Origin of the sequence: Helicobacter felistomachi (assembly GCF_030296895.1) — a bacterium.
Classification (GTDB): domain Bacteria; phylum Campylobacterota; class Campylobacteria; order Campylobacterales; family Helicobacteraceae; genus Helicobacter; species Helicobacter felistomachi.
The window spans coordinates 71,023-91,377 of sequence record NZ_AP028022.1; the positions used below are offsets into that span (position 1 = coordinate 71,023).

General features: G+C 47.4%; 22 protein-coding genes, 1 tRNA gene and 3 pseudogenes. 13 read left to right on the forward strand and 13 right to left on the reverse strand.

Features of this window, described 5'->3' with window-relative positions; genetic code table 11:
- The first annotated feature begins 21 nt into the window (after positions 1–21).
- Together QUE23_RS00365 and QUE23_RS00370 are read left to right on the forward strand one after the other, a co-directional pair.
- Entirely contained in the window at positions 22–615 is a 594-nt protein-coding gene (locus QUE23_RS00365; RefSeq protein WP_286348759.1) for a nitrate reductase cytochrome c-type subunit, read from the forward strand.
- A complete protein-coding gene (locus QUE23_RS00370; RefSeq protein ID WP_286348760.1) occupies positions 612–1,043 on the forward strand; it encodes a U1 small nuclear ribonucleoprotein in 432 nt (143 codons plus the stop codon). The genes QUE23_RS00365 and QUE23_RS00370 overlap by 4 nt, the downstream gene beginning before the upstream one ends.
- 533 nt (positions 1,044–1,576) lie before the next feature.
- Here the strand turns inward: QUE23_RS00370 and QUE23_RS00375 are convergent.
- Positions 1,577–1,912: a cupin domain-containing protein gene (locus QUE23_RS00375; protein WP_286348761.1), complete on the reverse strand. Its 336-nt coding sequence runs from the start codon at positions 1,910–1,912 to the stop codon at positions 1,577–1,579.
- A gap of 81 nt (positions 1,913–1,993) precedes the next feature.
- On the opposite strand from QUE23_RS00375, the gene QUE23_RS00380 reads away from it, so the two are divergent.
- Entirely contained in the window at positions 1,994–3,142 is a 1,149-nt protein-coding gene (locus QUE23_RS00380) for an epoxyqueuosine reductase QueH (protein ID WP_286348762.1), read from the forward strand.
- Here QUE23_RS00380 and QUE23_RS00385 read toward each other — a convergent pair.
- From QUE23_RS00385 to QUE23_RS00415, 7 genes and pseudogenes are all read right to left on the reverse strand, one after another.
- Positions 3,132–3,509 (reverse strand): hypothetical protein, encoded by a 378-nt coding sequence (locus QUE23_RS00385; protein WP_053827298.1) that lies wholly within the window; start codon positions 3,507–3,509, stop codon positions 3,132–3,134. The genes QUE23_RS00380 and QUE23_RS00385 overlap by 11 nt on opposite strands.
- 23 nt (positions 3,510–3,532) lie before the next feature.
- Entirely contained in the window at positions 3,533–4,162 is a 630-nt protein-coding gene (locus QUE23_RS00390) for an NAD(P)H-dependent oxidoreductase (protein ID WP_286348763.1), read from the reverse strand.
- An 80-nt stretch (positions 4,163–4,242) separates the two neighbouring features.
- Positions 4,243–4,419 (reverse strand): glycine zipper domain-containing protein, encoded by a 177-nt coding sequence (locus tag QUE23_RS00395; protein WP_156241273.1) that lies wholly within the window; start codon positions 4,417–4,419, stop codon positions 4,243–4,245.
- 8 nt (positions 4,420–4,427) lie between these two features.
- Complete coding sequence (locus QUE23_RS00400; RefSeq protein WP_286348764.1) at positions 4,428–4,814, reverse strand: tellurite resistance TerB family protein; 387 nt, start codon at positions 4,812–4,814, stop codon at positions 4,428–4,430.
- Positions 4,815–4,879: 65 nt separating this feature from the next.
- Positions 4,880–5,467 (reverse strand): NAD(P)H-dependent oxidoreductase, encoded by a 588-nt coding sequence (locus QUE23_RS00405; RefSeq protein ID WP_286348765.1) that lies wholly within the window; start codon positions 5,465–5,467, stop codon positions 4,880–4,882.
- A gap of 57 nt (positions 5,468–5,524) precedes the next feature.
- Positions 5,525–5,601: transfer RNA gene (locus tag QUE23_RS00410), tRNA-Met, on the reverse strand.
- 43 nt (positions 5,602–5,644) lie between these two features.
- Positions 5,645–6,110: pseudogene (locus tag QUE23_RS00415) on the reverse strand (HP1233 family protein).
- Positions 6,111–6,165: 55 nt separating this feature from the next.
- Between QUE23_RS00415 and truD the strand changes: the two are divergent.
- Both truD and folE read left to right on the forward strand, forming a co-directional pair.
- Entirely contained in the window at positions 6,166–7,284 is a 1,119-nt protein-coding gene (gene truD, locus QUE23_RS00420; RefSeq protein WP_286348766.1) for a tRNA pseudouridine(13) synthase TruD, read from the forward strand.
- Positions 7,277–7,822 carry a GTP cyclohydrolase I FolE gene (folE, locus tag QUE23_RS00425; protein ID WP_286348767.1) on the forward strand — a complete coding sequence of 182 codons (546 nt, stop codon included), beginning with the start codon at positions 7,277–7,279 and terminating at the stop codon, positions 7,820–7,822. Before truD ends, folE begins: the two co-directional genes overlap by 8 nt.
- Here folE and QUE23_RS00430 read toward each other — a convergent pair.
- Positions 7,806–8,963, reverse strand: coding sequence for an FtsW/RodA/SpoVE family cell cycle protein (locus QUE23_RS00430; protein ID WP_286348768.1), 1,158 nt, complete (start codon positions 8,961–8,963; stop codon positions 7,806–7,808). The two genes, folE and QUE23_RS00430, sit on opposite strands and share 17 nt — an antisense overlap.
- Before the next feature lie 151 nt (positions 8,964–9,114).
- Here QUE23_RS00430 and flgB point away from each other — a divergent pair, with 151 nt between their 5' ends.
- The 6 genes and pseudogenes from flgB (at position 9,115) to QUE23_RS00460 (ending at position 15,465) form a co-directional block, all read left to right on the forward strand.
- A complete protein-coding gene (flgB, locus tag QUE23_RS00435; protein WP_286348769.1) occupies positions 9,115–9,537 on the forward strand; it encodes a flagellar basal body rod protein FlgB in 423 nt (140 codons plus the stop codon).
- 9 nt (positions 9,538–9,546) lie between these two features.
- Positions 9,547–10,037 (forward strand): annotated as a pseudogene (flgC, locus tag QUE23_RS00440) (flagellar basal body rod protein FlgC).
- 93 nt (positions 10,038–10,130) lie between these two features.
- On the forward strand, positions 10,131–10,433 hold the full coding sequence (gene fliE, locus QUE23_RS00445; RefSeq protein WP_015107557.1) for a flagellar hook-basal body complex protein FliE: 303 nt from the start codon (positions 10,131–10,133) through the stop codon (positions 10,431–10,433).
- Positions 10,434–10,501: 68 nt separating this feature from the next.
- Positions 10,502–12,325, forward strand: coding sequence for a peptidoglycan D,D-transpeptidase FtsI family protein (locus QUE23_RS00450; RefSeq protein WP_286348770.1), 1,824 nt, complete (start codon positions 10,502–10,504; stop codon positions 12,323–12,325).
- A 13-nt stretch (positions 12,326–12,338) separates the two neighbouring features.
- A pseudogene (locus tag QUE23_RS00455) lies at positions 12,339–13,500 on the forward strand (Mrp/NBP35 family ATP-binding protein).
- Positions 13,501–15,465: an FUSC family protein gene (locus QUE23_RS00460; RefSeq protein ID WP_286348771.1), complete on the forward strand. Its 1,965-nt coding sequence runs from the start codon at positions 13,501–13,503 to the stop codon at positions 15,463–15,465.
- Between the two features lie 33 nt (positions 15,466–15,498).
- Here QUE23_RS00460 and QUE23_RS00465 read toward each other — a convergent pair whose 3' ends face one another.
- The 4 genes from QUE23_RS00465 to QUE23_RS00480 are packed head-to-tail and all read right to left on the reverse strand — an operon-like array spanning position 15,499 to position 18,732.
- Positions 15,499–15,684 (reverse strand): hypothetical protein, encoded by a 186-nt coding sequence (locus tag QUE23_RS00465; RefSeq protein ID WP_286348772.1) that lies wholly within the window; start codon positions 15,682–15,684, stop codon positions 15,499–15,501.
- A complete protein-coding gene (locus QUE23_RS00470; RefSeq protein WP_286348773.1) occupies positions 15,677–16,057 on the reverse strand; it encodes a restriction endonuclease subunit S in 381 nt (126 codons plus the stop codon). The genes QUE23_RS00465 and QUE23_RS00470 overlap by 8 nt, the downstream gene beginning before the upstream one ends.
- A 42-nt stretch (positions 16,058–16,099) precedes the next feature.
- Entirely contained in the window at positions 16,100–16,657 is a 558-nt protein-coding gene (locus QUE23_RS00475) for a restriction endonuclease subunit S (protein ID WP_286348774.1), read from the reverse strand.
- A 38-nt stretch (positions 16,658–16,695) separates the two neighbouring features.
- Positions 16,696–18,732 carry an HsdM family class I SAM-dependent methyltransferase gene (locus QUE23_RS00480; protein ID WP_286348775.1) on the reverse strand — a complete coding sequence of 679 codons (2,037 nt, stop codon included), beginning with the start codon at positions 18,730–18,732 and terminating at the stop codon, positions 16,696–16,698.
- A gap of 584 nt (positions 18,733–19,316) precedes the next feature.
- Between QUE23_RS00480 and QUE23_RS00485 the strand changes: the two genes are divergently transcribed.
- On the forward strand, positions 19,317–20,030 hold the full coding sequence (locus QUE23_RS00485; RefSeq protein ID WP_286348776.1) for a restriction endonuclease: 714 nt from the start codon (positions 19,317–19,319) through the stop codon (positions 20,028–20,030).
- Between the two features lie 81 nt (positions 20,031–20,111).
- A complete protein-coding gene (locus QUE23_RS00490) occupies positions 20,112–20,309 on the forward strand; it encodes a hypothetical protein (RefSeq protein WP_286348777.1) in 198 nt (65 codons plus the stop codon).
- The last annotated feature ends 46 nt before the right edge of the window (positions 20,310–20,355 follow it).

Here is a 20,355-nt window from a genome sequence, read left to right on the forward strand (position 1 = left end):
CAAAAAACTTAAGGATGTTTCATGAAAATACGCGCCTTGTTAGTGGCTGTGGTCCTTGTCGGTGGTCTTTACGCCTTAGAACACACAAGCCACAAGCCCAAAGAAAGAACAGAGGAGGCTCTGCTGAGCGACACACAAATTGGCCTAAGAAAAACTCCCTTAGAGGATGAGCACGACCTAAAATTGCAAAACTACAACTTCCATAAAAACCCTCCAGGCGAGAGCCAACGCTTTGAAAGGGCTTATGAAAATGCCCCGCCCATGATCCCACACGACACCGCAGGACTGCTCCCCATCACCAAGGACAATAACCAATGTCTAGGTTGCCACATGCCCGATGTCGCCCCCACGGTGGGCGCAACCCCCGTGCCCGCTTCGCATTTGTTCGACTTTAGGCACAACCGCCCCACGCCTAACCACAGTGTGAGCGATGCCCGCTTTAACTGCACGCAGTGCCACGCTCCCCAGGCCAATGCCGCCCCTTTGGTGAAAAACAACTTCAAACCCGTGTTTAGCAATAAAAAGCTCGAGTTCCGCTCGGATTTTATGGATGTCGTGAATGTGGGGGTCAAGGATTTAACTAGGACCAACAAAAGCAAGACAAATTCTAAATGAGTGCTTTTAAAGCCTTTCAATGCCTTGGTATCGCTACGTTTTTGGGGGGCTGTTGGGTGGGTGTGCCTAAAGATGTGGACGCTAAACTGCCAGACATAGACACCTTAAACGAATGTGGTGAAATGAAAAACGAGTGCGTGGGCAATAAAGACGGCGACATTGCCAAAGAGTCTAAGCCCGTGCATTATGGATCTTTCCACGACATCTTTTTAGCAGGAGTCAAGCTCGCGCACGGCGGAAAGTTCGCCCTATCTGTCTTGCCCCCCACAGGGGCGGGCTACATCCCCTACGGCCCGATGATGTATCCATCTATGATGGGCATGTCCCCCTATGGCTACCCTATGGGGATGTATCCTATGGGAATGTACCCCATGGGCATGTATCCCATGATGGGTAGCATGCCCATGATGTATGGACCTTGGTGGTGAAAACCCAAAGGGTTTTCGTTAATCCCAAAGGGTTTTCGTCAAACTCGACAAGGTTTTTCATTAAACCTGTAGGACTTTCTTCTTCCTTTAAACTTTAGATTAGGTTGTTAAGTGTTTTTACAAAGCCTTTTTTAAGGTCCATGGCCTTGTTCGGCCAGTAGGCAATTTTTCATCTACCTCCAAGCCTTGGCATTGTTGTTTGCCCGGGTTTGCCAAGCCTTTTAGTTTTACTTCAGGGGCATTCATGTTTTAAGCAGCGTTTAGGGCTTGTGCGGCTTGAGCTACTTGGATGGGGCTTTGACTCGTGTTTGCACCTTGCAATAGTGGGGCGTGGCTCTTCTGTAAAACTCGCAACAAATGTTCTAAATCTCTAAAGATTTAGCGGGATTGTTGGCACGCTCTAGGGTTTGTGCGTTTTGTGGCTTTAAGCTATTGCTTGGGTTATTGCATGCGTTCGCACGGGCTCGCCTCTTGTTGCAAAAAGCAAAAGGATTACAGCACCGCAAAGACAACCACAAACAAGAGCTTAAGCTCTACTTTTGTGGGACATTAAGCACCCTTTGCAGGCTGTCTAATTTGCTCAATGTCAAATTAATCACGCTGTTTTCTAGGCCGCCTAGGCTGTGGGGGATGTTTGCCTCTAAGGCGATGCAATCCCCGCTCTCTAGGGTGTGTTTTTGCCCCTCTACCTCAAACCAAATGCGCCCTTGTAAGACCCGCACCACAATCGCTCCGGGGGCTTGGTGTTCTTGCATTTGCGCTCCCTGTGGCATGCAAATGCGGATTTCTTTGCTCTGCGGGGTTTCAAAGAGTTTTTGGATGTCTAGGGCTTGAAAATTGGGGTTCTCTAAAAAGCGTAAAATTTGCATGAAATGCCTTTAGCTAAAGATAAGAGGCATTTTAGCTAAGAAAAGCAAATTTAGCTACAATGGCGCAAAAATGGAGTGCGCATGCTAGTGCATATTTGTTGTTCTGTGGATAGCCATTATTTTTTACAAGAGTTAACAAAGCTTTACCCTAACACCCCCCTTACAGGCTTTTTTTACAACCCCAACATACACCCCAAAGAAGAATACGACCTGCGCTTGTTGGATGTCAAACGCTCATGTATGGCGTTAAAAATCCCCTTGCTTGAGGGCGATTACACCTTAGAGTCGTGGATGCAGGCCGTTAGGGGGCTAGAGCAAGAGGAAGAGAAGGGCAAAAGGTGCAGCGTGTGCTTTGATGCGCGCCTTGAGGTGAGCGCACAAATGGCGTTGATGTTGGGGCTCAAACAATTCAGCACGACCTTGCTTTCAAGCCCCATGAAAGAGCAGGCGGTGCTCAAAGAGCAGGGGCAAGCCATAGCACAAAAATATGGCCTAGAGTTCATCTACACAAATGTGCGCGCTTGTGGGGGAGTGGAAAAGCAAAATGCACTCGCCAAAAAAGACAAGCTGTATCGGCAGAATTATTGCGGCTGTATCTTCGCTCTTGAAAAGCAACACCAAACGCAAGACAAGCCATGCATAGAACTCATCAGCCCCCTAAGCCGCCAAATGCACCCGGCCAGTGTCGCCCGCCGCCTAGAATTGTTTCAAGAGCGCCAAGAGTTGGAGTCTAAAGCGCAAAACTACCACCTCTTGCAACAAAACCTGCAAACCTATTTGCTCTTAAGGGGGCGGCTTAGCACCAATCAGCGCACCATCCCTAGCCATATTCTTACCCACTCCAACCCCAAAAAGGTGAAAATCAAGGATTTGCAAACCGCCACCACCCCCCTAAAGCCCACCCTAGCTGAAGAAATGCTCTGTGCTAGGCTAGGCGTGTGTGCGCCCCAAACCTCTATCACCCTAGGCTTTAGCTCTAAAGACGATAGTTTGTTTATAGACACTGCCAGCATTGCCCTTTTGTTAAACACCCCACAAACTCCCTTAAAAGACTTGAAGCTCACCTACGAGCAAGAGTTGTATTTAAGGGAGAAAATCGCAGGGGTTGAGAGCGTGCAGGCGATTTTTATCGTACAAGACCTAAATGCCCTCGTGGGGGAGGTGCTTGAAGTGGAGATTTATTCTAAGGTATTCGAGCAGAAAAACTTCTACTTGTTGGCTACCTCTTAACCAACACTGCCTTGTTTTCCCCGTATTTTTCTAGGCGGTAGGCGCGCAAATGCTCCAAGACCTCCACGCTCCCTGCCGCCACAGCCATAGAGATGGCGGTGTAGGTTGCCTCTGCGCCTAAAATATCCACTGCTCCCGCTGCATCCTCCGTCGCCATGATGCGCTGCGGGATGGCCGCATCCATGCCAGTCGCCTCTGTGGACTCAATAAAAGCGGTGGTGATGGCGACCATAGCGACGTACCACGAAGCGTCGTTGGCACTCACCAGGGGGGCGATTTTAGCGACAAGCCGCCCCTGCACGCCGATGTCTTCAAGATCGCCCTCCAACGCTTTTTGCAACTCTCTTTCATTCTGCACGACTTCCACACAATCTCCCTAAGACGTAAAACTCACAAAAACCTAACGGCACTTCCCTTTTCTTTGCGGGCTTTGGCGGTTGTGGGCATGGCCGCCTTGCCTAGTGCCACCAAACAGGCAATGTTGGGGGGGTTGAAGTAGGCGTTTAGCACACTCTGCACCTTTTGCGCCTCAAAGCCCCCGATGATGCACGAATCCACGCCCATTAAAGTGGCGGTTAAAGTCATCTGCCCCACCGCAATGTAGCACTGCTCTTTCATGTAGGCTTCAATCAGGGTTTGATCGTTTTTGAGCCGTTCTTTCAACAAGACCTGCACCCCACTAGCCACCCTCTCTTGATATTCTTTGCTGTAAAATTGACTCAAGTAGGCGGGGTTGAGCTCACTAGAGTGCATGTAGCCCACGACCACCAAAGCGGTGCAACTTTTGACAAGCTCGGTGTTGAAGTAAACATAGGGCAGCAGCTTGTCTTTCATGGTGCCTTGCAACACGACAAACTCCCAAGGTTGGGTGTTATAAGAGCTTGGGGCAGGGCGAGCGGCTTCTAGGATTTGCTCTAAAATCTCTTTAGACAGGGGGGCGTTGGGGTCAAAGCGTTTACACGCAAAACGGCGGTGTAAAAAACTGTTCATGGTTTCGGGGGTCAAGGTTTGTGTTTGCATGCATGTCCTTTAACTAGGATTGTAAGGGGGCTACTGTAACTTGTTTTAGAAAACCATAGGCAAATGTGCGCTTAGGGGGCTTATTGGTCGGTGTTTTTGTGCTCTTTCTCTCTAAGGCTCAACACCCCCCCGATGGCTGCGCCCACGCCCGCCCCGACAATCGTCCCCACAACGGGGATCATAGAGCCTAAAAACCCACCAATGGCAAAGCCCGCGGCGGCCTTGGGGATTTTAGGCATTTGGGGTTTGTCTGCCATGCCGCCCCCTAAGCTAGGAGTTCTAAGGCTTCTTCATAGAGCCTAAAGTTTTTCAACACCCACTCCTTGAGCTGCTCGACTTTTTCAGTAGACACACCCATTTCTTTGGCGTAGGTGTAAATGGTGTCGCGCTCGTTTTCATGCCACCTACTGTCTGCCAATGCCACAGACACCAACTCTAAAAGTGTGGCGTGCTTGGTGTAATTGGTGTCAAAGATTTTGCCTAAAGTATTTAGGGGAACTTCCTTTTCGCTAATGCCCGGCTTACACTGCATTTTTAACATATCCAGCGCACCCAGTTGTAATTCGTGCAAGACTCCATCGGCCTCAATGACCTTTCTAGCTAAGTATAAAAACACCTTTTGCTGTTTAGGGTTTAAATTTTGGATAAACATGTGCGCTCCTATCACGCCTATAAAAAATAAAGGGCGATTATAAAAAGAGCGGCTTAAAGCCCAGCTTAAAGGGCGGTGAAAACCCTTTGTAAATGGGCGGTGTAGGCTTGTATGTAATGGGGGATTTGAGGGTTTTTGATGACATCGTTGCAAATGAAGGTCGGCAGGGCTTGCATGCCTAAAAATTCGTGGGCTTTGTGTAGGTGCAAGTACACGCCATCCACGCCCACGCCCCCAAAAAATTCCTCTTTGTCGGTAAAAGCCTCAATGGGGGCGTTCCAAGTGAGTGAAAACATGTATTTTTTGCCCTGCAAGAGCCCACCCTTGCCATAATTTTTGGTAGGGGCGGTGTGGCTGCGCCCATCGTTTTTGTATAGCTTGCCATGCCCTGTGGTGAAGACCTCATCCATGTATTTTTTCACCACCCACGGCGCGCCCATCCACCACCCGGGCATTTGCCAAATAAGCGTATCGGCGTTTAAAATTTTTTCAATTTCCTCTTCAACGTTATAGCCCTGATCGATGTGCGTTTGCACTATGCCATGCCCCAAATCTTGTAAAATCTGCACGGCGTGGTTGTGTAAAGTGGTGTTTAAACGCCCGTTTGAATGCCCAAATGCTTTAGCCCCATTGAGTAGTAAAATCTGCGCCATAAAAACCTCGTGATGTATTCTATCTATTTATTTATGTATAAGAAAGTTGAGAGGAGATGGTGTCAAAGGGGGGACTTGAACCCCCGACCTCCGGCTTATGAGACCAGCGCTCTAACCGGCTGAGCTACCTTGACACGAAAAACGCCCATTTTAGAAAAACTTTGCTTAAACTTTGTTTTAAAGGTGCAAATCCATCGTTTGGTAGATTTGGTTATAGGCGTTTTTGTAGCGTTGCACAAAGTCGTTGTTGATCCCAAAGGCGCGTTTGGCTTGCATTTCTTGCAGGGCCTTCAGGCCATCTATTTTTTCTCGCGCCTGTTTATCTTCTTGGATTTGCCCGCCATAAAAGCTTGTGAGGCTATAAAGAGACTGGGCGGCTAGGCGTTTTTCATTTTCATTCATGCCGGCCGTGGCGCGCAAAAACGCATCGTACTCGTTATCGCTCATCAACTCTAAAACTAAAAAGCCGTAAGTTTCTCGTTTAAGCCCATTGGGGGCGGTCTCTGTTTTAGAGATTTCCACCACCGCTTCAGGCTTGCTCTCTGTGGGGGCTTGGGGGCTTGGGGGCTGTTGCCTGCCCTAGACTAGCAGAGCCTAACAACGCATATAAGGACGGATTGTTTTTGATGTCTTTAACTTCCATGACAAGACCCTTTCAATCGATTTCAACCCTAATAAGCAAAAAATGCTCCAAAATTATGGTGTATAATGCCCGCATGCAAAATGAAAACCAACTCCCCCGCTTTTTCAGCGCAAACCATGCGCCCATTGAGTTTTACTTTAAAAAGTGCGCCCGCGATTTTTTGGTGCAAGAAGAGCCTCTTTACCCCTTTAGCCAAAGTGGGGAGCATTTGATTGTGCATGTGCGTAAAAAAGACAAAACGACTTGGGAGATGCTAGGCCTGCTCTCGCAAGTGCTGGGCTGTAAAATGTCTGTTTTTGGCTACGCCGGGCTTAAGGATAAGAACGCCCTCACCTTTCAATACATTTCCATGCCTAAAGCCTATGAAAAAGCCCTATCCCAACACGCCCAAACTCTCTACGAACAAGGCGTGAAAATCCTAGACACCACGACCCACACGCATAAAATCCGCTTAGGACACTTAAAGGGCAACCACTTTGCCATGCGCCTAAAAAAACTCACCCCCCTAAGTGCCCAAAAAATCGCCGAAGTGTTAGGAATTTTGCAAGAAAAGGGGTTTTTGAATTACTTTGGGGCCCAACGCTTTGGACGTAGGGGGGATAATTTTAAACAAGCCCACACGGGCAAAAAGAAGTTAGATAAGTTTTTGCTCTCCAGCCAGCAAAGTTTTTGTTTCAACCAGTGGTTAAGTGGTAGGGCGCGTTTAAACGCCTTTGTCAACAACTTTAGCCCCCTTGAAATTGTGAGAGAATACCCTCAAATCAGCCTAGAGCAAGCCAAAGCCCTCAAAGCCCAGCCCCAAGATTTTAAACTCTTAGAAGGCGATGTGCTGTGCCATTACCCCTTTGGCAAGTATTTTCACCACAGCACTCAAGATTTAGACACGAATTTAAAGAGATTGCAAGCACAAAGCCTTGTGGCAACGGGGTTACTCCCCGGCGATAAAGTCCTAGAAGCTAAGGATTTGGCTAAGGCGTTTGAAGAGCCTTTTAAACAAGAAATCCATTCCAGTGGAGATCGGCGGTTTGCGTTGGTGTACCCTAAAGAAGTGGATTTTTTGTATCTGTCCCAAGAGGCGCAAGGACAATTAAAGTTTTTCCTGCCCAAAGGGGCCTACGCCACAATCTTTTTAGAAGAGATCGCCCGTCAAGAGTTGTTTAACCCCGATGTTTAAAAAGTGTTTAGAAGAGTTGTTTTTAAGCGTGGGCGAAGACCCCAAGAGAGAAGGGCTAGTCCACACGCCAAAGCGGGTGAAAGCCTTATGGGCGGATTTGGTAGCAGGTTACAAGCAAGACCCCAAAGAGATTTTAAGCGGGGCGTTGTGTGCACCCTCAAGCGGGCTTGTGGTGCTGCAAAATATAGAGTTTTACAGCGTGTGCGAACACCATTTATTGCCCTTTTTTGGGCGGATGAGCGTGGGGTATTTGCCGGGGGCAAAGATTGTAGGCTTAGGGGCGATTGTGCGCCTTGTGGAGTGCTTTTCTAGGCGGCTGCAAATCCAAGAAAGGTTAAGCACACAGATCGCCACAAGCCTGCAAGAGTGTTTAGAGCCTAGGGGGGTGGGGGTGTTTTGCGTGGCTAGGCATTTATGTGTCGCCATGCAAGGGGTGCAAAAGCAAGAGAGCGTGTTAAAAACCAGCTGTCGGCTCGGGGCGTTTGAAGAGCCTAGCGTGTATGCGGAGTTTTTACAAAGCCTTAATGCGCCTGTTTAGAGAGGCTAAGCACTAGCCCTAAGGCCACAGAGTTGGCTAAAAGCGAGCTGCCCCCATAGCTTAAAAAGGGCACGGCGATGCCCTTAATGGGGATGATCCCACTCACCCCAAAGGCGTTGATGATAAAAGAAAAGGCGATGAGTAGTGCCACGCCTAGGCAAAAAAGCATGTGCTTGGGATTGTCTAGGCGGTTGGTGATTTTAAATAGGGCATGCAGGATGATTAAGATGACCCCCACACACACCGCCACCGCCACAAAGCCCAATTCTTCAGCCAGCCCTGCCAAGACCATGTCGGTGTGTACTTCACTTAAAAATCCAAGCTTGACTAAGCCATCGCCCAAGCCCTGCCCGAGTATCCCGCCATGTTTGATGGCGTTGCCGGCGTGGTAGATTTGGTAAGGCTCGGGCAGATGCTCGATTTTTAAACTGCTGGCAAGTTTAGAGGGCAAAATGGAGAGAATCGAGCTTTGGATGTTTGCCCACCAAAGTTTCATGCGCAAAATGCGGTGAGCACTGGTGCTGATGGCCACGACCCCGATGACAATCGCAATGCTTAAGAAAATGCGAAAGAGCTTAAAACTCCCGCCTGAAAAGATGAGCAAGAAGCCCAGCACAATGGCAAGTAAAATCACCTGCCCTAGGTCGTTTTGCAAGACCCCGATTAAAAACGCTACTGCCAAAAACACGACTAGATAGGGGATGAGGATAGCCAGCTCCTCGCGCACGCCCGACTTTTCCTTGTTAAAGAAGGTCCTTGACAAGCTCCACGAAAGGAAGAACACAAAGCCGACTTTAAAAAATTCGGTGGGGGCTAGGGAGAAAAAGGGCAGGCGAATCCATCGTTTTGCCCCTCCCGCACTGCTAGACATGCTCTCGGGCAAAAAGCCCATGATGAGGATTAAAAACAAAGAGCCTAACAAGATGGTAAAGCCGATTTTGCTAAACCATTTGTCAGGATCAAGCCACGACAGCCCCCACATGAGAAAAATCCCCACAAGGGCGGCGGCTAGCTGACGGACAAAGAAATGGAACTCACTGTAATGGTAGATGAGTGTGGTGTAGGTGGAGAGGGAGTAGCTTAAGAGCACACTAAAAATCATTAAAAAACTAGACAAGGTAAAGAGATACCGATACGCCATGAAGACCGCCCAAAGTGTTTATAAATGTGCTATAATTATAGCCTATTTATCAAGCGCGACACTTGCGATTTTGGGCTTGTGGGCTGGGTGTTTTGGAATACTCGTTGCTTAAAGCCATGTATCTCGTGAGGCGCAAGCGAAAGGGGCAAGCATGGATTTGTCAAAAGCGTATCCGCTCGTGTACAAGGCGATGGACTACCGCTCTTTGCGGCAGGACTTGATCGCCAGCAATGTGGCAAATGTGGATACCCCCTTTTACCGCCCGAAGGATGTGGACTTTGAATCGGTGTTGGCCCAAAAAAAGGCCGAGGTTTTTGACCACAAAGAGGACAAGGTTTTGGAGCTGGCGGTTACGGACTCTAGACATTTAGAGCCTAATTTGGATGAGAGCAAAAAGGCGACAATCTTTTTTAGGGATGGGCATTTGGCGAAAAACGATGGCAACAGCGTGGATTTAGACATTGAAACCTCCGAAATGGGGAAAAACTCCACGATGTACCTTGCCCTAACCACCGCCTTGAAAAAGCATAGAGGCATCGTCAATTACGCCATAGACGCGGCGAAAAACATTTAAGGAGCGTGCATGTTTTTATCAAGTTTTGACATCAGCGGTTATGGGTTGTCCGCCCAAAGAGTGCGCGCCAATCTCATTTCTTCCAACATTGCCAACGCCAACACCACCCGCACGGATGAAGGTGGGCCTTACCGCCGCCAAGAGGCGGTGTTTAAGTCCTTTGACTTCAACAAGATTTTAAACGAAAAATTAGCCGAAGACAACAATCTAATGGGTTATGAAGATCCTTTAGATGAGAGCGATGACATTGAAAAACCCAACCCCCTATCATGGGCGTGTATGTGGATAAAATCGTTCGAGATGACAAAGCCCCGCTGTTGAAATACGACCCTACCCACCCCGATGCAGACGCAAATGGGTATGTGTCCTACCCTAATGTCAACCCTGTTGTAGAAATGGCGGATTTGATCGAAGCCACAAGGGCGTACCAAGCCAATGTAGCGGCGTTTCAAAGCACAAAGAATATGGCGGCAAACGCTATTAGCATGTTACAAGCATAAAAAGATTACAAAAGAAAGGGTTGTTTCTTTAGACTAAGACTAAAAGATTATCTAAAAGAGGCGATATAGGTGAATACGATGCAAGGAGTCAGTATGAAGACTTTATACACTGATATAGGGTTAAATAAAACAAGCACTCCTTTAGATTCAAAATCGCATGAGAATCTAATGGAGAAGGGGGAGTTCTCTCAGATGCTCAAGCATTCGATCGATGAACTCAACAACACCCAAATGGAGTCCGACCGCGCTTTAGCCGACATGGCGACAGGGCAGATCAAAGACCTACACCAAGCTGCCATCGCCATCGGTAAGGCAGAAACGAGCATGAAGCTCATGCTGGAAGTCCGCAACAAGGCGATCAGCGCCTACAAGGAATTGTTAAGGACACAAATCTAAGGTTTTTAGGCTTGTGTTTGGTTTCTCTCCTAGTTTCTCTGTAACAGTGCTCTAGTTTAGGGGGGCGTGTGGATCACCCTTTAGCTACCCCCCCGCAAAATCCCGACAGACCCGATAGCGACCCTAGACGCACCGAGCGTCTGATGATGATTTTCATTGTCGTGGGGGGGTGTTTTATGTTGTTTTTGGTGGTGATGTTTTTTAAAGCTGTGTTGCCCCGCAAAATGCCCGCCCTCGTGGTGACCAAGACCGACATCGCCACAAGGGGGCAAATTTACAGCCAAGACGGCTTTAGCCTTGCCAACAGCCAAAAACTCTTTAAAGTGAGTTTCAACACCCTATCCATCAACCCCAATAAAAGGCAATTTTTTATAGACCTGCTCTCCATTTACACAAATATCCCTAAAAGCGTCATCATCGATAAGTTCAACCAAAGCGGGTTTGTGACGCTTTCTTACAACATCAACGCCAACACCGCCGCGAGCTTAAGACAATTAAACGCCAAATTCCTCGCCTACAATGTCTTTAAAGAGTATGAAGACACGAATAAAAAGGTCATGCCCAAAATCGGCCTTAATATTGAAGTGAGCGGGATTGCCCGCAACTACCTTTACAAGGACAATTTTGAACCCCTTGTGGGCTACATCCAAAAGGTAGATACGGGTAAAATCACTTCCATTAGGGGTGTGAAGGGCATTGAAGAGTCCAAAAACGCCATTTTAACCCCCAAAAACGATGGACAGATGACAGGTAGGCGGGATTTGGGCTTTAATCTCATTGAAGACCGCAGTTTTAAAAATGTCCCTAGAATCGATGGCTCAGACATTGTTCTTAGCATCCCTTTAAAAATCCAAAGAGAGCTAGAGAAAATCCTAGACACAGCCAAAGCCCACTACGGCGCGCACCAAATCATCGCGGGGGTGTATTTGCCCCAAAATGGCGAGATTTTGAGTTTAGCCACCACCAACCGCTTTAACCCCAACAACATCCAAAAGCGCGACTACCCCTCCCTCAATGTGGATGCTATCGAGCTGTCTTTTGAGCCGGGCAGCACGATTAAACCCATTGTCTACAGCTTGCTTGTGGATAAAAAGCGCATTGACCCCAGCCAACCCATTAACCTAGGGCATGGCTTTTATAAACTCGGCAAATACATCGTCCGAGACGACTTTATCCCCACCAAGCACACCACCATAGAAGATGTCCTCATCCGCTCCAGCAACATAGGGATGATTAAACTCTCCAAACGCCTAAGTGGGCAAGAGCTTTACACGGGGCTAAGGGACTTCGGGTTTGCCCAAAAGTCGGGCATTGACTTGCCCTATGAAAAAACGGGCTTGTTGCCCGATGTCAAAAAACTTAACGGCGATGTTTATAAGGGCACAGTATCCTATGGCTATGGAATGCGGGCGACCTTTTTACAGCTCTTGAGAGCCTATGGGGTCTTTATCAATGGGGGCAAGCTTGCCACCCCCCACTTGGTACAAAGGGTGATACAATACCCCAATGGGGAGATGTACGCCACACAATACCCCCCAAACAAGCAGGTCATCGCTCCCAAGAGCGCACAAGAAATGCAGGATTTGTTGGTCAAAGTTGTGACTAAGGGCACGGGCAAAAGCGCACAGGTGGCAGGCCTTGTCATCGGGGGCAAGACGGGCACGGCACGCGCTGTGAAAAAGGGCAAGTACACCGATGCCTACAATAGCTCATTCTTTGGCTTTGCCAAGGACAAGGAAAACACCTTTGTCATCGGGGTGGTGGTTTTTGGGTCTTTGGGCAGCACGGAATATTACGCCGCACAGACGGCCGCCCCCATTTTTAGACAGGTCGTGCAAATGTTGGTGAAAAACCAATACCTCACCCCTACAAAAGCCCTAGTCAAGCACTAGCCATTGCCGTGTTGTGGCAAAATTAAGAAAAACTAGGTATAAGTGGCTTTTATACGAATCTTATTTTAAGGATAGAAATGGTTACACAAGATGCGGTGCTAGATGTCTTAAAAAAGGTCATTTACCCCAATTTTGAAAAGGATATTGTGAGTTTTGGTTTTGTGAAAAACATCACTTTACACGAGAATAAATTAGCCCTTTTGCTAGACATCCCCTCAAGTTCCCCACAGGTGGCAGACACACTAAAGACAGAAATTACAAGCAAAATGCAAGAGTTAGGATTAACTTGCCACATCGACATTAAAACCCCCGCCAAAAGGGACAGGGCGCAACAAGCCGAACAAGCCACAAAAAACCTAGCCCCTAACATTAAACATGTGGTGATGATAAGCTCGGGCAAGGGGGGCGTGGGCAAGAGCACCACCAGCGTGAATTTAGCCATCGCTTTGGCGGGCTTAAAACAAAAAGTCGGACTTTTAGACGCGGATGTCTATGGCCCTAATGTGCCTAGAATGCTAGGGCTTATGCAAACCAACCCCACCACCGATCCTAGCGGTAAAAAGCTCATCCCACTAGAAGCCTTTGGGGTTAGAGTGATGAGTATGGGGCTCTTGTATGAAGAGGGACAGAGTTTGATTTGGCGCGGGCCGATGCTCATGCGCGCCATCGAGCAGATGCTTACCGATATCATTTGGGGTGAGCTAGATATTTTAGTGGTGGATATGCCCCCAGGCACAGGCGATGCCCAGCTCACCCTCGCTCAGGCCGTGCCTATTAGTGCCGGTATTACCGTCACCACGCCCCAAACCGTGAGCCTTGATGATGCCAGCCGCAGCCTAGACATGTTCTCACGCCTACAAATCCCCATTGCCGGGATTGTAGAGAACATGAGTGGGTTCATTTGCCCTAATTGTGCGCACGAGAGCCACATTTTTGGCAAGGACACCTTAGCCTCTCTAGCCAAGCAGTATAAAACCCAAATTTTGGCGCAAATCCCCCTAGAAGTGCAAGTGAGAGAAGGGGGGGATAGCGGCATGCCTATTAGCGTGGCAAGCCCTAAATCTGTCATCAGCCAAGCTTACAGCCAAGCCGCTAGCAAGCTACTAGACTTTTTAGCCCAAGTGAAGGCGCAAAATCTTGCAGATAACAAGAGCATACAGCCCACCATCCACTAAATGCCCCTCTTAGCCCAGCTCAAACGGACGGTTCACCTCTACGACCCGGGCTACTTCAGCCTCATTTTTGCCCTAAAGACCACCCTAACCACCTTCCTTTGTGCGGGGCTAGGGGTGCTTCTCTTTGGACATGCGATTGTGATTTGGGCAGGCTTTCAAACCGTCTTTATCTACGCCCTAAGTCTAGTGATTAGCGACAAGGAACACGAAATCTATTACTTTATCGTGTTTATCGCCATCAGCTGTGTCAATGTGCTCTTATTCTATCCGATGGCGCATTTTGGGGTGTGGCTGTGCGTGCCCATCTCTATTATGACCTTTTTGGTTGGGATGTCCACCGCCTACAGCCTAGACCTGCATAAGGTCTGCAACGCCGCCTTGTCTAATGGGCTTGTAACCTGTCTGTATGTGGATGCACACGCCTCCATAGACCTACAACAAACCTTGTTGATGATTTTAATGCTCGGCACTTTAAGTGTCCTCATCCAATCTTTTGTTTTGGTGTCTAAATACAGCTACTTCATCAAAAAACGCTTTTCCACCTTGCTCTCAAGCATGGATTTAATGCTGCAATACATCGACAGCCCCGCCGACTACACCCACATTAAAACCCAAGTGTTGGCCCAAATCCACAACACAAAAATTATTTTAACCTCCCGCTCGGGGCGCATTAAAGACCCCCTTGCTGTGCGTAACCTGCAACGCGCCCTATTTCAACTACACGCCCTAGAAGAGATTTACCACTCCATCCATTCCATCTATGGGGAGTTAAGCTCTTTGGATGCGGTGCGCCAAGAGATCCGCACAAACCTACAAATTCTATCCAACATTTTCACCAAGCAAGACCTGCAAATCCAAAAGCAAGCCCTCAATGCCCTAAGCCCAGAGCTTGATAAAGTCTTGCAGCACTCCATTGCCATTATTTACAATAAAATGCAAATCTTTATCCTGGGCGGGGAGAAGCAACCCAAGCAAACAGACCCTATACATAAACCCTCTTTAAAGCACATCGTGGATGCCTTAAACACGAAAAACCCCATTTTTCAGTACGCCTCCAAATACGCTTTGGCCATGGGGATTTCTGTTTTTATTGCCCGTTATTTTGGCTTTAACCACGGCATGTGGATCGCCATGGCAACCCTTTTAGTTTCGCGCTTTAGTTTAGGCAGCACCAAAGAAGTGCAAGTGGAGTTGGTGCTAGGCTCGGCGGTGGGGCTAGCTTTGGGCTTGCTTGTGGTGTGGCTCTTTTCCAAAAGCGTGGTGTTTGACGGCTTTTTGGTGTTGGGCGTGTTTTTATTCATCTATCTTAGGGTGTATTCTTACGCGATATGGTCGGCTGCGCTCATGTTTGCCTTCGTGCTGTGCTTTTCTTTGCTTAGGCAGGACTTCGTGGATATGGTCGCCTTTAGAGTGGCGGATTTGGCTTTGGGGATTGGGATTGTCTATGTGGTGTTCTTGTTCGTGTGGCCCAAATACGATAAGGACGAATTCATCCAGCACATGCGCCACTTGGTCGCCACTTTGCGCTGCTTGCTTGAAGACGCGAGCCAGCACAAGACCCACGCCCTAAGCACCCAAAACACCTTTTTAAAACAATTAGATGCCTTTAGACTATGCTTAAAGAGCGCAAGGGCGGAGACCTCGGACACCAACACCCTAGACGCTCTCTTAAGGGGATTACAATCCATAGACATGCTCGACACGTGCAGTTACCGCCTTTACGATTATTGTCTCAATGTGAGCCTTCCCAAAGAAAAGCAACTGTTGTTAGACAACAACACCCAGCTTTTACTCAACCGCTACACCCAAATGTCAAACTATCTTCATAATAAACCCCACTATTTCAAAGCCAAAGAGGGCGGACGGCTCTTAAGGATCGACAGCGAGCTAGACAATCTCTTAGAAACCATGTTTTTCGCCCAAAATAAGCTCTTTGAAGAGTTGATGTATGTGTTTAAATACTAAAAGCTAGCCTTAGGGGTTGGCTTAAAAGGCACACTAAGGCGTGCTTAAAGCTTTGCCATAAGCGTTTAACTTTTGAGCCCACAAGGCTTTCACTCTCTCAATGTGCTGTTTCTCCAAGGCTTTCATAAAGTTTTCCATAAGATCGTAGGCAATTGTGCCGTCTTCATAGGCGGGGAGAGAGATTTTAAGGCTACTTAGGGTTTTGACAAAATCACGCACTAAAAACGCCTTGTAAAATCCTTTGAAACTTGTTAAGGCAAGTTGCCATAAACAGCGCAACACGCCGATTAAAGCCCTCGAATTTGGGGTGTAAGGTTTTGGTGAATTGCCCGGCGTAAAAATCCTGCTTCATATAGAAAAATTGCATGCCTATCATCCCTACTGCTAGAGAATTGCCCTTAATCTTGTGTTCTGCGTCCAAATACGCCACCCACCCCGCAATGCCATTATTCATGCAAATGCGAGTGAAGTAAGAGTAAGCACTAGGCTTATCTGTAGGGTAAGTATTCTGCTTACTTTGAAAAAAAGCGGGGGGTTCTACAAAGATGAAGCTGTCTTTATTGAGTTGGGGGTTGCTTTGGATTTTAAACAAATCCCCACCTTAAACTCCCTCCAAATTAGCTTAAAGGCAAAGCTACATTTCGCCCCCCCCAGTCAAATACCCGCTAAATAAATCTAACGCCTCTTGTTCTAAAGGGGTTAGGGCGGTGTTTTCTAAATTTGTAACTTTAAGATATGCTTGAAGTTCCCTTATAAAAGCTTCCATCGCTTCAAAAGCGATTTTGCCGGTGGGCTGATGGGGCAAAGAAATACGAAATTGTCTAATGTCGTCCTCTGTTGAGTTAGTCCCCCAACTCAAGGTTTCAAACGCCTTTTGGCAACAAGCCATGATAAAAAGGGCATGCGTCCTTTGAAAAGACGTAAATTTTGGCAATAAAACTTTAATTTTATTGCCCGTAAAATAGGGGCGTGCTTGGTAAAACACGCTAAAGGTGTCCATTGCAAAACTTAGAGTGTTGCACGGGTTTAAAAAGGCGGTATCCTGCTTGATAAACCCCCTAATGCCGTTGTTGCGGCTGCTCCGCACCACATAGGGGTAAAAACCCTCTTTAGGGTTTTCCTCAATGTCTAAGGTGTTGGCATGGAAAATCTTGCGGCTAGAACGCACCTCAAAAATCTCCCCTAATGGCACCCCACGCCACTTTAAAGCTTGCAAGGCTTGCCAGCTTGCTAGGCGTGGGTTAAGGGCTTTCCCTCTGTGCCTTTGAGCACTAAGGACACTTCATAGGCGAGAAACTCCGCCACACTCCCGCTAAAATCGCCCAACCTAGGCGTGGTGTCGATCTTTTGGTGTTGGGCGTAGGTCCAGTCCTTGCCCTCAGTGTTGATCGTGTCCTCTATGTAGCAATCTTTATAAAAGTCCGTTTCTCGCTTCTTACCTAAAACCAAAGCGACCAACTCGGCGTAGCGTTCTCTAGCGTGGTCGGTGTCGCGTAAATTCGTGTGCGCCCTTGCCTTTTTGCGCGCTGCGCGGGTGTAGCCATCGTTGCTAAAGTCTATGAATTTGACATTTTTATTTGGGTCGTGGGGCACTCCTACCTCAAAAACATAGATCGCCGTTTGCACGCTAGATTTACCCACGAACAAATCTAGGGGCATTTTAATGCTCGCCACTAGGCTGCTGTGCTCTAAAATCTTTTTGGTGTAAATGTCGCCATTGCCACTTCCGGCATTTTCTTGGATGATCACCACCGCGCGCCCACTAGACATTTTTTCCAACGCCCGCTCTACAAAAATAAAACCCTTGCCCTCAACGCTGTAAGGGGGGTTGAGTAAAAACACATTGGCAGGGAAGCGTTCATTCTCTTTGCCCTCCCCTTGTTCGTAAAACCCCTCAAATTCCTTAAGGCTGTCTTTGCGTAAAAAATTCGCACTCCCATCGCCAAATAAAAGCATGTTCAGCACGCCCAGCAAGTAGATATCCGGTCTTTTTTCAATGCCTAAAAGTTGGTAGGCTTTAATGTGGGCGATCTTTTCCTCTCTCTCTTTGGGGTTGGTGATTTTTTCCTTGCAATCATTAATCATTTTATTCATGCTAGAGATCAAAAACCCCCCAGAGCCTGCAGCGTGATCCCACACGTAAGAATCTTGATTGACTTGGGCGAGTTCCACCATTAAATCCACCACCTCACGGGGGGTTAAAACGACATCGTTATAATCGTCATTTTGCACTTTTAACCACCGAGTCAGACAATTAAAAAGTCTGCCCGCAATGTCTGCACTGCCGAGCTTTTTCACTAAGGGAAAAATGTGTTCTAAAAGCCACCCATAAGTTTTTTTAAGCGGACTTTCTGCACTGCTGTAACCTCCCCTGTATTTTTGAAACGACCACAGATTGGAGTGGAGAAAGGCACGCTCCAATTCGTTCATCACAAGGCCTATCTTGGTTTTGGGTAATTTCTTGCTCTTTAAGAAAGCTTTAATCCTACCTAAAAAAATTGTCCCGTCATTGACCTCATCGTCTTGTGTGCCCTTTAAATCCTCTACTCTTAGGGGCTCTATCACATCAGCAACCCCTGTTGCCGCCATGATCATACCCACAAACAAAGCCACACGGTTATTAGGGTTAAGCCCCTCGACTCTTTCAAATAAGAATTGATCAAGGTCTTTGAGTTGCTTTTCTGTTTCGCTCTCTAAGTCCTCAATCGCCTTGTTGCGTTCTTCCTCGCTTAAAGTGAGTTCATTTAAGGTTTTTTCTAACTTTTCTAAATCCGCCAAAATCCCCAAATCGTGAAATTCCCCGATCTTTTGGGGCACGGCTAGGTGCTTGGTGTGTAGGTAGTAAAGGGCGTATTCTTTGTAAATCTTGCCTTCATTCTCATAGCCATTGATCCCTATGGCGATCGCCTCGTTGTAGCTGTGGCTGTAGTCTAAGATCGCATTGGCGTAGTGCAACGCCCCATTGAGGGCGTAATTTTTAATGGCGTTGGTGCTTAAATCTGGGCTGTGATCCTTGCCAAACTTGGCTAAACGCCCCTTAAGCCCCTTAACCTCGATCATCACGGGCAAATGGCGCGCGCTGGGCGTGTTTAAAAACAATTTGAGATCGGGGTAATTCTTGCCACTCCCCCCGCTCTTTGAAGGGGCTTGTTCTAACGCCCTTTGGGTTTCTTCGTTGATGGGGGCGGTTTTGGCGAAGTAGGGGATCTTGAGATTTTCTAGCTCTCTTTTTGTCTGATCTTCTATGGTTTCTTCTTGGCTAGGCATGCGTTCCTCTTTGGTGATAAAAGGGGGCATTATAGGGGATTTAGGCAAAAAAGGGGGTTAAGATTAAGGGTTGTCAGCCTTAAAAAAGTGGGGTGGATGGCAAAATGCTAGGGTCTAGTTTGAGGGCTGGCTAAGGCGGTTGGCTTAAGGGATTCAGGGCCGAACTCAAAGGATCGGTAAAAGGGCTAACCCTTTTTCAAAAATGTGCTAAAACATGCCTTTGTTTTTTAGCACCATGGCTTTTAAAATTGACTCTAGGACTTTGTATGCTTTTTAAAGCCTTTGCCTTTTTCACCCCCCCCCCCCCCCCCACACACAGCCATACAATAGACTAAACCCTTGTGCTAAAACTTTTAACCAATGCCCCCCTATTTATTTTCCAGCCCTTAGGGTGTGCCTATGATTTGGCTCATCCTTGCAGGAGGCGTTTTAGGCGTTGTCTTTATCTTTTTGAATAAACAGTACCATTTAAAAACACAGCCCCCACACCTAGCCCACAAAGCCCCAAGCCTACACAAGAAACCCCCCAAAACGCCCGCACAAAGCATACCCCAAGCGATAGAGTTGAGCGCAACAAAAGCGCCTTGATAGAAACGACAAAGGAGGACAAACCCCCATGCATTGAAAACAACCCTCAAGACGCGCACGCAGAGCATGCGCTCAATGATTTGGCAAAGTTTAGTTGCGAAAAACCCCATGGGTATTTTGATGAAAGAGACAATCAAGGAACTAAAAACATGCAAAAAGGCAGCACATACGAAGAGTTTATCGCTAAAGAATATGCCAAAGATGGCTATGACCCCATTTTTCACCGCGATTTAGGCAAGAACGATCAAAAAATCGATCTCATTTTGACGAAGGGCGATGAGGTGCTTTTGATCCAGTGCAAAGACTGGAATTTAGAAACGGGTTATCGTGTTGGTTTGGACTATGTCAAATCGTTTTTGACAAGTTGCGATGCCCTAGAGAAAACCCAGTATCGAAGCAAAAATTGCCAAAGACTTTTGGTGCTCTCTAGCCCTGTGCTAGAAACAGAGGCGTGGCAATTTATCAAGGATCACGCCCAAGATTTGCGGGTGGATTTTAAAATCATAGAACACAAGAAAGGCGTTGAAATGGACACAGATTATGCAAAAAAATACAAAACGGCTGTTAAGGCGCACTATGCGGGCGAGGGGTTTAGCGTCAAAGACTATAGCGCAAGCAAGGCGCGCGAAGGCGAGATTTTAGCCTTCACGAGGATTCATTTGGTTTTGAGAAAAGACAAACAAATTGTTTTGGTGCAGTGCATCAACTAGAATCCAGAGGGCACACACAAAGTCGATCGCGAGCGTTTAGAAAAGTTTTTAGAGGATTGCCGCAGCTATAAAAGCCATTTGTTGAGAGATGACTATGGGCAATACAAGCGATGTTTCTTTAAAAACATTGTCGTGCTCAATAGCTCTAAATTACTCACCCAAGATGCCATTGATTTTATCAAGAGTCAAAAGGATCAAGAAGAGCATGAGCGGGTGTTTTATGAGGTGTTGGTCCCCTCAGCTGACTTAGACAAAGTGAGCAAATACGAGGGCAAATAGGATTGAAGGTTTGGAGGAAAGCATGGGGTTAAATTTTTGGATGTGT